General features: G+C 67.6%; 13 protein-coding genes. 7 read left to right on the top strand and 6 right to left on the bottom strand.

Features of this window, described 5'->3' with window-relative positions; all coding sequences use genetic code 11:
• Positions 1-189 precede the first annotated feature (189 nt).
• Positions 190-726 (bottom strand): YbjN domain-containing protein, encoded by a 537-nt coding sequence (locus HMPREF9006_RS01710; protein ID WP_009211801.1) that lies wholly within the window; start codon positions 724-726, stop codon positions 190-192.
• The gene (locus tag HMPREF9006_RS01705; protein WP_009211800.1) at positions 719-1165 is read right to left on the bottom strand and encodes a histidine kinase; all 447 of its coding nucleotides are present in this window, start codon (positions 1163-1165) and stop codon (positions 719-721) included. The genes HMPREF9006_RS01710 and HMPREF9006_RS01705 overlap by 8 nt, the downstream gene beginning before the upstream one ends.
• A gap of 60 nt (positions 1166-1225) precedes the next feature.
• Here HMPREF9006_RS01705 and miaA point away from each other — a divergent pair, with 60 nt between their 5' ends.
• Together miaA and dapF are read left to right on the top strand one after the other, a co-directional pair.
• Positions 1226-2215 (top strand): tRNA (adenosine(37)-N6)-dimethylallyltransferase MiaA, encoded by a 990-nt coding sequence (miaA, locus tag HMPREF9006_RS01700; RefSeq protein WP_009211799.1) that lies wholly within the window; start codon positions 1226-1228, stop codon positions 2213-2215.
• Positions 2216-2263: 48 nt separating this feature from the next.
• On the top strand, positions 2264-3187 hold the full coding sequence (gene dapF / locus HMPREF9006_RS01695; protein ID WP_009211798.1) for a diaminopimelate epimerase: 924 nt from the start codon (positions 2264-2266) through the stop codon (positions 3185-3187).
• A 57-nt stretch (positions 3188-3244) separates the two neighbouring features.
• Here the strand turns inward: dapF and HMPREF9006_RS01690 are convergent, their stop codons facing one another.
• Positions 3245-3859 carry a class I SAM-dependent methyltransferase gene (locus tag HMPREF9006_RS01690; RefSeq protein WP_009211797.1) on the bottom strand — a complete coding sequence of 205 codons (615 nt, stop codon included), beginning with the start codon at positions 3857-3859 and terminating at the stop codon, positions 3245-3247.
• Positions 3860-3946: 87 nt separating this feature from the next.
• On the opposite strand from HMPREF9006_RS01690, the gene hflX reads away from it, so the two are divergent.
• The 3 genes from hflX (at position 3947) to HMPREF9006_RS01675 (ending at position 8506) form a co-directional block, all read left to right on the top strand.
• Positions 3947-5479, top strand: coding sequence for a GTPase HflX (gene hflX / locus HMPREF9006_RS01685; protein ID WP_034230842.1), 1533 nt, complete (start codon positions 3947-3949; stop codon positions 5477-5479).
• A complete protein-coding gene (locus HMPREF9006_RS01680; RefSeq protein WP_009211795.1) occupies positions 5476-7416 on the top strand; it encodes an ATP-dependent DNA helicase in 1941 nt (646 codons plus the stop codon). Before hflX ends, HMPREF9006_RS01680 begins: the two co-directional genes overlap by 4 nt.
• Before the next feature lie 100 nt (positions 7417-7516).
• Entirely contained in the window at positions 7517-8506 is a 990-nt protein-coding gene (locus tag HMPREF9006_RS01675) for an L-lactate dehydrogenase (protein WP_009211794.1), read from the top strand.
• A 59-nt stretch (positions 8507-8565) separates the two neighbouring features.
• Here HMPREF9006_RS01675 and lexA read toward each other — a convergent pair whose 3' ends face one another.
• Positions 8566-9246 carry a transcriptional repressor LexA gene (gene lexA, locus HMPREF9006_RS01670; RefSeq protein ID WP_009211793.1) on the bottom strand — a complete coding sequence of 227 codons (681 nt, stop codon included), beginning with the start codon at positions 9244-9246 and terminating at the stop codon, positions 8566-8568.
• Positions 9247-9436: 190 nt separating this feature from the next.
• Between lexA and HMPREF9006_RS01665 the strand changes: the two genes are divergently transcribed.
• Both HMPREF9006_RS01665 and nrdR read left to right on the top strand, forming a co-directional pair.
• Complete coding sequence (locus tag HMPREF9006_RS01665) at positions 9437-9901, top strand: LysM peptidoglycan-binding domain-containing protein (protein WP_009211792.1); 465 nt, start codon at positions 9437-9439, stop codon at positions 9899-9901.
• A 50-nt stretch (positions 9902-9951) separates the two neighbouring features.
• Positions 9952-10530 (top strand): transcriptional regulator NrdR, encoded by a 579-nt coding sequence (nrdR, locus tag HMPREF9006_RS01660; RefSeq protein WP_034230840.1) that lies wholly within the window; start codon positions 9952-9954, stop codon positions 10528-10530.
• Positions 10531-10568: 38 nt separating this feature from the next.
• Here the strand turns inward: nrdR and HMPREF9006_RS01655 are convergent, their stop codons facing one another.
• Positions 10569-12491 carry an AMP-binding protein gene (locus HMPREF9006_RS01655; protein ID WP_009211790.1) on the bottom strand — a complete coding sequence of 641 codons (1923 nt, stop codon included), beginning with the start codon at positions 12489-12491 and terminating at the stop codon, positions 10569-10571.
• Positions 12492-12577: 86 nt separating this feature from the next.
• Positions 12578-13783, bottom strand: coding sequence for a phosphoglycerate dehydrogenase (gene serA, locus HMPREF9006_RS01650; RefSeq protein ID WP_009211789.1), 1206 nt, complete (start codon positions 13781-13783; stop codon positions 12578-12580).
• Positions 13784-13822 lie beyond the last annotated feature (39 nt).

Here is a 13822-nt window from a genome sequence, read left to right as displayed (position 1 = left end):
ATCGGCATGCGGGAGCACTCTTGGCAGTGCGGGTCGATCCGAGCCCCCCGAGCGATCGGTGCCTCGGCCGTTAGCGCGGCGCGCGTCGCACCGTCGCAAGTGGTCGGCGCACGCTACCAAGAGTGCCCCGCTCCCGGCGCGCAGTTCAGAGCCGGCAGCGGGGCACGGGTGGCGGGAGACGGCCCTCCCTCACGCCTCGGGCGTGCGATCCTGGCCGAGAAGGCCGGGCAGCTCACGCGCTGCCGATAGCCCGATGATGAGTCCCCTGCGCAGCATTGCGTGAATCTGTCGATCCGACAGCCCCTCACCCACGAAGAAACGCGAGGCAGCCACCATCACCCACTCATCGGAGTTTTCGATGGGAAAGACGGTCGGCTGCAGGTGGTCGGTGTTCCACCGATTCGCGACCTCCTGCAAAGACGCCTCGGTGTGGCCCTCGCCGACCGGAACAATACGCGTCTCGATCTGCGCCCACGGCGAGTCAGCCGGCTCACGGTGGATCTGGAAGCGTACATCCTCCAGCTCGGTCACGGCGATGAACTCGCCCGAGCCGTGCGGCAAACCGTCGCCCTTCAGGACGTTCTCGATACGCTCGATCGTCACCTCGGCGACCTCGGTGCCCCACTTGGCCGCGAAGTCGTCGGGCTCCATCGCGGGAGTCGGCGCGGCGGGAGCGGGCATCGCAGTGCCTCCCTCGCCGACGGTAAAGCTCTTCCACTCAGGCATCGCGGCCCTCCTTGGTCCACTGGTCGGGGAACGTCACATCAAGCTGGTTCATCATGGCCACCGATGCCATGATGAACTGGGAAACCTCGGCGGTGACCTGGGCGTCGGTGGCGCCGGCCACCCAGTTGAAGGTGTGTTGTAAACGCAGCGCGATCGTTCCCGCATCGGTGGGCGCGGAAGTGATCTTCGGTAGGTAGGTTGATGCGTTGAGCCGACGAACGGCGGACGCGATCGCTTCGGCGTGAGAGGCATCAAAGAAACGCGGGTACTCAGCGACCCCCTGAACGGGGTGTCCTTCGGGCACGGCGATGCGCAGGGTTCGGTTGGGCAGGATCGCCGCGACCTGACCGGTGGCGGACACGAAGGGGATGAGGCCCGCGGCCTCGACGGCGTGGGTGACTCTGTCGAGAGTCACCGGGGGCGTGTCTGTTGTACTCATGGCCCTAAGCCTAGCCGCTGCCCGGCGGTATCGGGCGCACCTGCCCGTACACTGGTTCTCATGGAGTCTTCGGTCAATCGCGCCTCTGACGTGCTCTGTGCGGTCGTGGGACCCACTGCATCGGGCAAGTCGGATCTCGCCCTCGAGCTGGCCCTCGTGCTTCCCGACGTGCTCGGCGCGCCGGGCCACGGGGAGATCGTGTCCGCTGACGCGCTGCAGCTGTACCGGGGAATGGACGTGGGAACCGCGAAGACTCCCGTGAGCGAGCGCCGCGGGATTCGCCACCACCAGATCGACGTGCTCAGCGTCCGCGACGAAGCCTCCGTCGCCGCCTACCAGAAGCACGCGCGAGCCGACGTCGCCGATATTCACGAGCGCGGCGGCGTGGCAGTGGTCGCCGGAGGATCGGGACTCTACCAGCGCGCCCTCCTGGACGTCATCGACTTTCCCGGCACCGATCCTCACGTGCGCGCCCGCCTGCAGCGTCAGGCCGAGGGCCCCGGCGGAGTCCGCAGCCTGCACGAGCGCCTCGCCTCCCTCGACCCGATCTCCGCGACCAGGATCGACCCGCGAAACGAGCGCCGCATCGTGCGTGCGCTCGAGGTCATCGAGGTCACAGGACGCCCCTATTCGGCTTCCATGCCGCGCCACGAGTTTTTCTCGCCTGCGATCATGGTCGCGCTGCGCCGCCCGCTGGAGTCTTTGGACAAACGCATCGGGGTGCGCACGCGGGCGATGATGCGCGCCGGCCTCATCGAGGAGGTCCGCTCCCTCATCGATGAGGGGCTGCGCGAGGCAAAGACCGCGTCCCGTGCGACCGGGTACTCGCAGGCGCTGGCCGTCATCGATGGCCAGATGAGCGAGGAGGAAGCCGAGGAGTCGATCGCGCGAGCGACGCGTCAGCTGGCCAGGCGTCAGTTGAAGTGGCTGCGCCCCGATCCTCGCGTCCACTGGCTGGACGTGGAGGAGCTCGGCGGGGAGGACGCCGTGGCCGCGCGGGCGGTGGACCTGATGCGCGCGCAGGCGGATCGGACGCCACGACGCGCCTAACGCGGTTTGCTCCTGCGCGGTAGAGCGCGAGGGCGCTACGGTGAGGTCATGGTGTTTCCCCAGCTTCCCCGTCACGCGCGCGTCTTCAAGGCCCACGGCGCGGGCAACTCCTTCGTCGTCGCGACCGATCAATTCGACCAGTACGACCCCAGCGAGGCTGAGGTGGCGACCCTGTGTTCGCCGGCTTTCGGCATCGGCGCCGACGGCTTCATCCGCGCGGTTCAACGCGACGGGAGTTGGTTCATGGACTATCGCAACGCCGATGGATCCAAGGCCGAGATGTGCGGCAACGGCGTGCGCGTGTTCGTCGATCACCTGAGGAGGGAGGGCCTCGTGGACCTGCCGCTCGGCGCGACGCTGGACGTGGTCACGCGCGGCGGAATCAAACGGGTCACCCCGCTGGAGGAAGATGGCGGGCACGGAGCCCACTACCGCGTCGACATGGGCGCGGCAGCTTCCCCCGCCAGCGAGACGATCGAGGTGCGGATCCCCGGCGTCGACGGCGTCCTGGGGGGCCTGTGGGTGGACATGCCGAACCCCCATACGGTCGTCGAACTGGCCGACGAGGAGACCCTGCGCGGCGTCACTCTTCCGACGATCGACGTGTCGCGCCTTGCCCCGGGCCAGCGCCCCTCCTACGCTCCCGAGCCAGCCTCGGGCACGAACCTCGAACTCGTCGTTGACCTGACCACGCCCGGCTCGTCGCTGGGCCACATCGCGATGCGGGTCCTCGAGAGGGGCGTGGGCGAAACCCAGGCCTGCGGAACCGGCTGCTGCGCGGCCGCCCTGGCAACGGCGTTGCGGCGCGGAGCGACGGCCCCCACCCAATGGGTCGTCGATGTCCCCGGAGGAAGGGTGAGCGTGGGGCTGGACGGAGTCATTGACTGGTCGGGGGGTACGCCGCGCGTGACGAACGCGTCCGTGCTGCTCACCGGTCCCGCGATGCGCGTCGCCGACATTCGGCTTGCGTGATCGCCCGGGCAACTCCGGCGTGCCCGCCTCCGGGAGCGGGGGAGGAGGAGCTGCCCCTCAGCCTCGGCGCACCTCGATGATGCGGTAGCCCTTCTTCGACGCGTACTTGCGCGCCGCCAAACCCTGATCGTTGAGCCACGCGATCAGCGAGTCCGCCCCGAGATGACGCTGGACCACCAGGTACGCGAACCCCTCGGGCGCCAGGCGCCCCAACCACTGCGAGAGCATCTCGTGCATCGCTTCCTTGCCGATACGCACGGGGGGATTGGACCAGATGACGTCGAAGAAGGTTGCTGAGCGCACAGACTCGGCGAGCGCTTCGCAGGCCTTGAGCGCGCGCACGCCGCTCGCTCCGTTGGCAGCCGCGTTTCGGGCCGTCAGGTCGACCGCCCGCGAGTTGACGTCCACCGCCCACACCTCGCAGCGGGGAGCCTCCAGCGACATGACGGTCGCTAGGGGCCCCCACCCGCACCCCAGGTCCAGGAGCGCTCCACGAGGGGGCAGGTCCGGGGCAACCTCAAGGAGCTGGCGCGTGCCGGTGTCCAGCTTGGAGGCAGAAAACACGCGAGAGGAGACACGCATCGACAGCGTGAAGCCGCGGGCGCTCACCTCAAGGAGGCGAGTCTCGTCGCCGCGTGCGGGGGAGGAGTCGGTGAAATACTGATCGTCCACGGCACTCAGCCTATCGCGGGCGCGTGCGACGGCGCAGATGAGGACCGTCCGTGCGACACTGGAATCCCCCCCATGAGAAGGACGGATATGGACACGACCCCCAACGGCTCCGACGACGCGACCGCGCGCCGCGACCAGCGCGTCAACGATGTTGTCGCGCGCATCCTTGCGCGTTCGGGGACCGCGCTCGCCTCGACCTCGGGGCAGGACCATTCGGGGGACGCCGGGGAACTCGAGCGCGAGGCGAGAGCGGGGACGCGGCGCGTCGATACGGGGGCCTCGGATCGCGACGACATTTCCGAGGTCGAGTACCGTCAGGTGCGCCTCGAGAAGGTCGTGCTTGTTGGACTGCGCACCACGCAGAGCGAGGAGGAGGCGGAGAACTCGTTACGGGAGCTCGCCGCGCTTGCTGAGACGGCCGGTTCCAGGGTTCTCGACGGCATCATTCAGCGCCGTTCCAAGCCCGACCCGGCGACCTACTTGGGGTCCGGAAAGGCGCGTGAGCTCGCCGAGATCGTTCGTGCCGTGGAGGCCGACACCGTCATCGTCGACGAGGAGCTAGCACCCTCCCAGCGCCGAGGCCTTGAAGACGTCGTGGATGCCAAGGTCGTGGACCGCACCGCCCTCATCCTCGATATTTTTGCCCAGCATGCCAAGTCGCGCGAGGGCAAAGCCCAGGTGGAACTCGCCCAGCTTGAGTACCTGCTGCCGCGACTGCGCGGATGGGGCGAGTCCATGTCCCGCCAGGCCGGCGGACGCGTCGCCGGGGGAGCGGGCATCGGGTCGCGCGGACCCGGCGAAACGAAGATCGAACTGGATCGGCGTCGTATCCGCACGCGCATGGCGAAGCTGAAAGCGGATATCGCCCGGATGGAGCCGGCGCGGCGCACGCAGCGTCAGTCTCGTCGCAGGGGGGCGGTGCCCTCGGTGGCCATCGCCGGGTACACCAACGCGGGCAAATCGACGCTGCTCAACCGCCTGACGGACGCGGGCGTGCTCGTCCAGGATGCGCTCTTTGCGACCCTGGACCCCACCGTGCGCCGGGCGCGCGCGGCCGACGGGCGCGAGTACACGCTGACGGACACCGTCGGATTCGTGCGAAACCTGCCGACCCAGCTGGTGGAGGCTTTCCGCTCGACCCTGGAAGAGGTGGGGCAGGCGGATCTCATCGTCCACGTCGTGGACGCCGCCCACCCTGATCCGGTGTCTCAGGTTCAGGCCGTTCGCTCCGTCATCGACACGATCGAGGGCGCCCGCGACATTCCCGAGTTGATCGCCCTGAACAAAGCGGACCTTGCCTCCCCCGAGCAGATCGCGCTTCTGCGCACCGTGTTTCCCGGGGCGGTGGCCCTGAGCGCGCGCACCGGATGGGGCGTGGACGCGCTGCGCGCCGCCGTGGAAGACATGCTGCCGCGCCCGCGGGTCTGCGTTGACGCTGTCCTGCCTTACTCGGCTGGCTCCCTCGTGCATCGGATCCACGAGGAAGGAGAGGTGGAACGGGAGGAGTACGTGGAGGCCGGTACTCGGATCGTCGCACGCGTCGATGTAGCACTGGCGGCCGTCGTCGCGCGTGAGGCGGTGCGCGGAACCGTCGCCGGCACGGCGGTGACCGGCGCGTGAGCGACGACCTGGTCGAGGCGTCGGGGCGAGTCCTCGATGCCGCCGTCGCCGCGATGGGCGGGGTCACCCGCGAGGGACAGGCATCGATGGTCTCCGAAGGGGCGGCCGCCCTGGAGGATCGCACGCACCTGCTTGTCCAGGCCGGCACCGGGACCGGCAAGTCGCTCGGATACCTCGTGCCTCTGCTGACGCACTGCGCGACGCGCGGGGTCAGGGGCGTCGTGTCGACGGCGACCCTTGCGTTGCAGCGCCAGATTCTCGTCAAGGATGCGCCCGTGGCGATCGATGCGGTCGCGTCGGTGACGGGTGTGCGGCTGAAGGTCGCGGTCCTCAAAGGCTGGCAGAACTACGCGTGCATGCACAAGCTCGACGGAGGGTATCCGGCCGAGGGGACGCTCTTCGAGGGCCGAGACCTGGAGGCGGGGCCGACGGGACAGCTCGGCGGCGAGATTATGCGCATCCGCGAGTGGATCGGCGAGACGGAAAGCGGGGATCGCGACGATCTGACGCCCGGTGTTTCCGACCGCGCGTGGCACCACGCGTCGGTGACCAAGCCCGAGTGCCTGGGCAAGCATTGCCCGCTCATTGACGAGTGCTTCGCTCAGGAGGCGCGCACGCAGGCCACCGAGGCGGATGTGGTCGTCACCAACCACTTCCTCTTCGGCATCAACGCGTGCACGGAGGGCGAGCTCTTCGGAGACTATGACGCCGTCGTCGTCGACGAAGCCCACGAGCTGGCCGATCGCGTGCGATCCCAGGCAGCCGCCGACCTGACGGTGGCACGCGTGAGCCGCGTGGCCCGTTCCCTCCGCTCCAACCTGTCGGTGGATTCGGCGGACCTCGACGAGGCTGGGGTAGGCCTCGGGGCTGCCCTTGCCCCCCTGCCCGAGGGCCTGCTGGAGTATCGGCCCGAGGCGCTCACGCACGCCATGACGGCGCTGGATGGGGCCGCCCGGCGCGCAAGCCACGAGGTCTCAGACGCGCAGGGGGAGCCGGCCGCCAAGGCGCTGGCGCGCGCGGCGGTTGACGAACTGATCGGAGCCATCGACGAATGGGGACGCGACCCCGACCGCTCGATTGCCTACATCACGAAGGATGAGTCCGAGAACGCGCGCCTGACGGTGGGGCCGCTCGACGTGTCGGGCGCCATCGGCGGCGTCGGAATTGGCCAGCGCCCCGCGATACTGACGTCGGCGACTCTGGCACTGGGAGGGAGCTTTGAGTATATTGCCGCCCAGGCGGGGATGGCGGTGTCGGGGGTGCCGTGGCACGGCATTGACGTGGGGTCCCCCTTTGACCACGCCCAACAGGGGATCCGGTACGTGGCAACCCACCTGCCGCCCCCGGGGCGCGAGGGCCCCTCCGATCAGCTGCTCGACGAACTCGTCGATCTCGCCCGCGCGTCGGCGGGGGGAGTGCTTGCGCTCTTCGCGTCGCGGCGCGGCGCCATCGCGGGCGCTCAGGCCCTGCGAGAACGCACGGACCTGAGAGTCTACCTGCAGGGGGAGGAGACTCTCGCTCACCTGATTCAACGCTTCCGCGACGAACGCGACTCGTGCCTGGTGGGTACCATCTCACTGTGGCAGGGCGTCGACGTGGTGGGGGATGCCTGTCGCCTGGTCGTCATCGACAAGATTCCTTTCCCGCGCCCCGATGATCCCGTCGCCAAGGCGCGCTCCATGGACGTCGAGCGCCGGGGTGGCAACGGTTTCATGTCCGTGTCGCTCACCCATGCGGCGCTCATGATGGCGCAGGGGACGGGACGGTTGCTGCGCTCGAACGAGGACCGTGGGGTCGTGGCGATCCTGGATCCGCGCGTTGCGACAAAGCGCTACGGCGGCTTCATCATGCGTTCCCTGCCACCCATGTGGCCGACTACCGACCCGCAGGTTGTGCGTGGTGCCCTGCGGCGGCTCGCCGCTTCCCGGAAGGAATAGATGCGGGAGGCCGGCCGGAGTAAAACGTCGTGCAGATTACGGTCGCGCCCGGGGCACTATCTGCGACAATAGAAATGCCCGCAGACTCTAGGAGACACTCGTGGAAAATCAAGCGCAGACCCTGTACCCGGCAAAGTCCTCCGGACGACCCTCCAAGATTGCCATCATCGGCGCCGGCGCCGTTGGCACGGCAGTCGCCTATGCGTGTGCAATGCGTGGCGATGCCCGTTCAATCGTCCTGCAGGATATCAACAAGGCCAAGGTTGAGGCCGAGGCCCTCGACATGGCCCACGGTATCCAGTTCACTCCGGCCGGATCGATTGAAGGATCCGACGACGTGGAGATCGTCGCCGGATCTGACCTGATCATCGTGACCGCCGGAGCTAAGCAGCAGCCCGGACAATCCCGCCTCGAGCTTGCCGGTTCGACGGTGAACCTGATGAAGAAGATCGTTCCGAACCTGCAAAAAGTCGCTCCCGACGCGCGCTTCATGTTCATCACGAACCCCGTTGACGTCGTGACCTACGCTGCGCTGAAGATCACTGGGCTGCCCCGCAACCAGGTCTTCGGATCGGGCACGGTGCTTGATACCTCCCGGCTTCGTTACCTCGTCTCGCGTGAGACGGGCGTGGCCACTCAGAATATTCACGCCTACATCGCGGGCGAGCACGGCGACTCCGAGGTGGCCCTGTGGTCCAGCGCGGAGATCGGCAACGTTCCCCTTTCGCAGTGGGGACCGACCCTCAGCGGCGGAGTGTTCGATTCCGCGCTGCGTGCCTCGATCGCGCAGGAAGTTGTGCAGAGCGCCTACAAGATTATCGAGGGTAAGGGGGCCACGAACTACGCGATCGGCCTGGCCGCCTCGAAGATCGCGGGTGCTGTCCTGCGAGACGAGCAGCGCGTCCTGACGATCTCAACGCTGCTCGAGGACTGGGAGGGCATCTCCGATGTCGTCATGGCGGCGCCAACGATCGTTGGGCGCGACGGCGCCGGGCGTGTGCTCAACCCGCCGCTGACCCTCAACGAGCGTGACGGACTGACCGCGTCTGCCGAGCGACTGCGCCAGGTCGCTCGTGACCTCGGCTTCTGACGGCGGATTCTCCTCATGGTGTGGCGCCGCCCCCTCGGGGGCGGCGCCACACCATTGGCCTAGAGCGAGCGAATGACGGTGACGACCTTGCCGAGGATGGTGGCCTCGTCGCCCGGGATAGGGGAGTAGTCCCGGTTGTGCGGAAGCAACCAGACGTGCCCGCCCGTGACGGAGAGCTCCTTGACCGTGGCCTCCCCGTCGATCATCGCCGCGACGTACTCGCCGTTGCGCGCCTCGTTCTGCGAGCGGATGACAACGTAGTCTCCATCAAAGATGCCCGCATCGACCATGGAATCGCCGCTGACCTCGAGCATGAAGAGATCCCCGTGTCCGGTCATGGACGTCGGCAGGCGGAAGACATCCTCGACGTGCTGTTCGGCCGTGATCGGTGCGCCGGCCGCGATGCGCCCCACGAGGGGGATTGGCGTACCCTCCTCCTCCACGTGCGAGATCGGGACCTCGATGCGAACAACGCCGCTCGACACAGGCGCGGAGCCGGTGATGCCGAGCTCTTCGCGTGCGCGCTGAGTCAGATCGAGGGCGCGGGGCAACCCCGGCTCGCGCACCAGGTACCCCTCCGCCTCGAGGGCGTCGAGGTGGTGCTTGACGGTCGAAGGTGAGGCCAACCCGACGGCAGATGCGATCTCGCGCACAGAGGGGGGAAAGCCGTTGGAGCTGAGCTTTTCGTTGATGACGCGCAGGATGGCGCGGTGTCGATCGCTGATAGGACGCTCTGTCATGGGCTCTCCTTGGTCTCGAGGCGGACGCAGATGTGCATGCAGTGGAGTCCACTGGATGCGTCAAGGATATGACGAGATCTGCCGGTCATGAAACACATGTTCGAGCGGGTCTCGACATTGGGTTCTACACATGCTATCGTACACGTGTTCGACGAACAGATGTTCGATTGAGTTGTCTTGGAGGTTCCTCATGAGTGTTCCCTTCGCTTCGAAGCACGCCGTCTCCTTCCCAGCGCGCCGCTCGCCGCTGCGTGCCGTGGAGGACTCCCCCCTGGCGACGGTTCGTGACATTTCCTCCGCGCCCTCGGCCCGGCGCCGCCTCTCGGCGCAGCGCGGCGATGATCCCTCCTTCCTTCGCGTTCCCGTCGCCCCCAGGCGGAGGGAGCGTTCCTCGCGGCGAGGCCTGGTAATGGGAGCAATCACCACGCTCGCCCTGACGGTGGGCGCCGGGGCGCTCGGTGTGGCTCTTCAGCCGAGCGCCTACGACGGTCCGACGGTCACGAAGTCTGTCGTCAGCGGAGACTCGGTGTGGTCGCTGGCCCAGGGCGTCAATACTGAACGCCCCCTCGAGGAGGTCGTCGCCGACATCGAGCGACTGAATGATGTGCGCGGTGCGCTCCAGCCCGGTCAACGCGTAGTCGTCCCCATCCGCTAGGAGCCTTTGTGGCACTGACAGGGCGCGGGGTGAGCGTGTACCGTTGAGGGGTGCACTGCCCGTTTTGCCATAACCCGGACTCGCGCGTCGTGGATACACGCATCGCGGACGACGGCGCGTCGATTCGGCGTCGTCGCGAGTGCACGCACTGCAAGAAGCGCTTTACGACGCTCGAAACCTCGTCCTTTCAGGTCGTCAAACGCTCGGGTGTGGTCGAGTCTTTTTCCCGGAACAAGGTTGTTTCCGGAGTGAAGAAGGCCTGCCAAGGCCGTCCCGTGTCGGATGACCAACTCGCCATCCTCGCCCAGCAGGTTGAGGAACAGCTGCGATCCACGGGCGTATCCAATGTGTCAACCAACGAGGTCGGCAAGGCTATCCTGCCGTTTCTGCGCGATCTCGACGTCATCGCCTATCTGCGCTTCGCTTCCGTCTACCAAGCCTTCGACACCCTCGAAGACTTCGACGAAGCGATCCAAGCGCTGCGGGAGCGGTCGACCGGCGGCGCACGGAAACAGACGGTCTCGGACGGGGCCCCCGCCTCGCCGTCGCAGCCCGCGAAAAAGCCGCGCAAAGCCCGCGCAGCGCGCAAGCGCACCGCGAACGCTCCCACCCTCCTGGGCGACGAGTAGCCCGTGCACGCGAAGAAGCGGCGTGCCCGGAGGCGCCGCTAGGGGCGCTCCTCGCTGCCCGGTTGACGCTCGTTGACGCGCGAGGTGAAGCGGCGCACCGCTGCCCCCGCTTCCGCAGACGCTCCCGACGCTGCCTCGCGGGCGCCGGCCACAGCCTCCGACAGAGACTCCCGGGCCCCTGCTACGGCCTCGGACAGCGACTCGCGCGCGTCGGCCACGGCCTCGGAGACGGACTCGCGGGCCCCAGCCACGGCCTCGCGCGCTCCGGCGGCCGCATCCGAGGCCGCCGCCTGTGCACCCATGATCTGCTCGCGGACCTTCTTGCGCATGACCTTGCCCAGCTGAGAACGGGGCAGCTCGCTCATGACGACGATCTGGCGGGGCAACGCGTAGTGCGCCAGCGACTTCTCTGCCCACGTGCGCAGATCCGACAGGGTCACGGACGCTCCCGCTTCCAAGACGATGGCGGCCACGACGTCCTCACCGGATTCACCGGCGGGAACCCCGATCGCCGCGACGTCACGCACGCCCGGCATGGAGCGCACCGCATCCTCGACCTGAGAGGGGTAGACATTGAACCCCGAGGAGTTGATCATCTCCTTGCGGCGGTCGGCCATGTAGATGAACCCGTCGCGCACCTGGACCAGGTCGCCCGTGCGCAGCCATCCATCGGAGGTGAACGCCTCGGACGTCTCCTCCTCCTGGTTCCAATAGCCGGAAAACACCTGAGGCCCTCGAGCGATGAGCTCGCCGACCTCGCCGAGCGCCACGTCCTGGTCGGGATGCTCGGGGTCGACGATGCGGACCTGGGTCGACGGGTAGGGGATCCCCAGCGCGCCCCGCGCTCGAGAGGAGGCCAGGGGCGACCCCAGGAGGATCGGGGAGGCCTCCGTCATCCCGTAGCCCTCAATCATGAGCCCGCCGGTGGCCTGCTCCCACTTGTCAGCCAGGGATGCCGACAGTGGCATGGCGCCCGAGAGGGAGAAACGAATGGAGGACAGGTCGGCCTCCCCTCCTGCGGCTGCAGCGAGCAGCCGCTCGTACATGGGGGGAACGCCGAGGAAGAAGGTGCAGGGCAGGCGTCGCTGGGCGGTGAGAACCATCGCCGTGTCGAACTTTGGGAACATCGCGATCGTTGCCCCCAAACGCAGGCCTGCGAGGAATCCGATCGTGAAACCAAAGGCGTGGAAGAGAGGCAGGATGCAGTAGAACACCTCGGCGCCCTCGTGCAGGACGGGCACCCATGCGATGGATTCTTCGACGTTGGCCATCAGATTCGCATGCGTGAGTGCGGCGGCCTTAGGCACGCCGGTCGTTCCTCCCGTGTGGATGAGGAGCGCGACGTCGCCGACGGCGGCGGGGCAAGAACCCTCCCACGGGGTGGCCTCGCGCAGGGCGCGGGCCCAGGAACGCACCCACCGCGGGTGCGGGCTCGAGAGCATGTCGCGCTTCTCGCGGGCCGCCTTGAGCGGCAGGCGCAAGGCCCAACGCGAGGCCGCGGGCAGAGCCGTCGTCAGATCCAGCGCAAAGGTCGTGTGCCCCCTGCCGAGAAAGGTGAGCTTGTCGAGGGACTTCGACCAGGCGATCGTGACGCGCGCCCCGTGCCTGCCGTACTCCCCTCGCAGTTCCTCCGCCGGTGCCAAGGGATTGTGTTCCACCACGATGGCTCCGAGGAGCATCGTGCCGAGCACGGCGACCGCGTGCTGCGGGCAGTTCGGGATTACTAGGGCGACTCGGTCGCCGGGGCGAACCCCCGCCTGGCGGAGCGCCCCGGCGCACCTGCGCATGTCCGCGACCAGCTGAGAGTAGGTGAGCGGGCGGGCGAAGAAGTCGATCGCGGCGCGGCTCGGGTAGCGGGCGGCAACCTCGGCGACCATGTCCGGTATGGTGCGGTCCGGGGTCGCGATCTCGTACGCAACACCGGGCGCGTACAGGGCGCGCAGCGACGACGTAAGCTCCATCTGTTCTCCTTCGGCAGCAATGACCCTACGATACCGTAAGTTCGGCGGACGTTTGGCCAGCTCGGGAGGCGATGAATGCGACAGTCCTATAGCGGAGTGGCAATCAACCGCACGGTCTCGGGCATATGCGCCAACTCTTCGAGGGCGCCACGCCCGAGACCCGCCGAAATGTCCGTGAGCGCGTAGCCCACCTCGTCGACGGTGGCCAGGATCTGCGCGTCGACGTTGGCCTGTGAGCTGGCGAAGATCTGATTGACGCGGGCCATGACGCCCGGCACGTTGCGGTGGATCAGGCGCACGCGGTAGCGCGAACGCGGCGCGGAGTTCATCGTCAGGTTCGGCAGGTTCACGCTCATGTCGGTGGAACCACTCGCCTGATACTCGCCGATCTTGGCCGCGACGAACCGGCCGATGTCGTACTGAGCCTCCTCGGTCGAACCGCCGATGTGTGGGGTGAGGATCACGTTGTCGAGCGTCGCCAGGGGAGAGGTGAAGGCGTCGCCGTTCGCGCGCGGCTCCGAGGGGAATACGTCGATGGCGGCGCCCCCAAGGTGTCCCGAGACCAGCGCGGCGTGAAGGGCCTCCACGTCGACGACGTGCCCGCGGGAGAGGTTGATGAACAGGGTCCCGGGCTTCATCAACGCAAACTCGTTGCGCCCGATGAGGTTGGTGTTGGATTCTTGGCCGTCAACGTGCACGGAGACGATGTCGGCCTCACGCAGGACGGCCTCCATGGTCGGCATCTGCGTCGCGTTGCCCAGGGCCAGGCGTTCGGCGGCGTCATAGAAGATGACGTTGAGCCCCATGGCCTCGGCGAGGACGGACAGCTGGGTGCCGATGTTGCCGTAGCCGATGATGCCCAGCGTGTGACCGCGCACCTCGTGCGCGCCGTCCGCGCTCTTGTCCCACACGCCGCGGTGCAGGCGAGAGTTCTTCACGGTGACCCGGCGGGACAAATCGATGATCTCGCCGATCGCCAGCTCGACGACGGAACGCGTGTTGGAGTAGGGGGCGTTGAACACGGCGATCCCCATCTCGGTTGCGGTCGCCAGATCGATCTGGTTGGTACCGATGCAAAACGCGCCTATCGCCGTCAGGTGCGGACGCGCGCGTAGGACCCGTTCGGTCACCTCCGTCTTGGAGCGCAGCCCCAGGTAATCGACGCCCTCGAGAGCGTCAATGAGGTCCTCCTCGGACAGTGCTCCGGTGACGCGGGTGACCTCAATGCCGAACTTAGCGAAGATGTCGTCGGCGATGGAGTGCGGGTTTTCAAGCAGCAGTGCGCGTGTCATGGTCCCATCATGTCAGATGAGACCATGCCGGGCGTGGGC

This window comes from Actinomyces sp. oral taxon 180 str. F0310 (assembly GCF_000185285.1).
GTDB lineage: Bacteria > Actinomycetota > Actinomycetes > Actinomycetales > Actinomycetaceae > Pauljensenia.
This window is presented reverse-complemented; position numbering and strand designations above follow the sequence as displayed.

Bases quoted from the DNA above. Each gene is read 5' to 3' on its own strand.
- HMPREF9006_RS01665 (WP_009211792.1), top strand. From the start codon at position 9,437: ATGAGTGTTCCCTTCGCTTCGAAGCACGCCGTCTCCTTCCCAGCGCGC.
- hflX (WP_034230842.1), top strand. From the start codon at position 3,947: ATGGACACGACCCCCAACGGCTCCGACGACGCGACCGCGCGCCGCGAC.
- HMPREF9006_RS01655 (WP_009211790.1), bottom strand. From the start codon at position 12,491: ATGGAGCTTACGTCGTCGCTGCGCGCCCTGTACGCGCCCGGTGTTGCG.
- HMPREF9006_RS01705 (WP_009211800.1), bottom strand. From the start codon at position 1,165: ATGAGTACAACAGACACGCCCCCGGTGACTCTCGACAGAGTCACCCAC.
- serA (WP_009211789.1), bottom strand. From the start codon at position 13,783: ATGACACGCGCACTGCTGCTTGAAAACCCGCACTCCATCGCCGACGAC.
- lexA (WP_009211793.1), bottom strand. From the start codon at position 9,246: ATGACAGAGCGTCCTATCAGCGATCGACACCGCGCCATCCTGCGCGTC.
- dapF (WP_009211798.1), top strand. From the start codon at position 2,264: ATGGTGTTTCCCCAGCTTCCCCGTCACGCGCGCGTCTTCAAGGCCCAC.
- miaA (WP_009211799.1), top strand. From the start codon at position 1,226: ATGGAGTCTTCGGTCAATCGCGCCTCTGACGTGCTCTGTGCGGTCGTG.
- HMPREF9006_RS01710 (WP_009211801.1), bottom strand. From the start codon at position 726: ATGCCTGAGTGGAAGAGCTTTACCGTCGGCGAGGGAGGCACTGCGATG.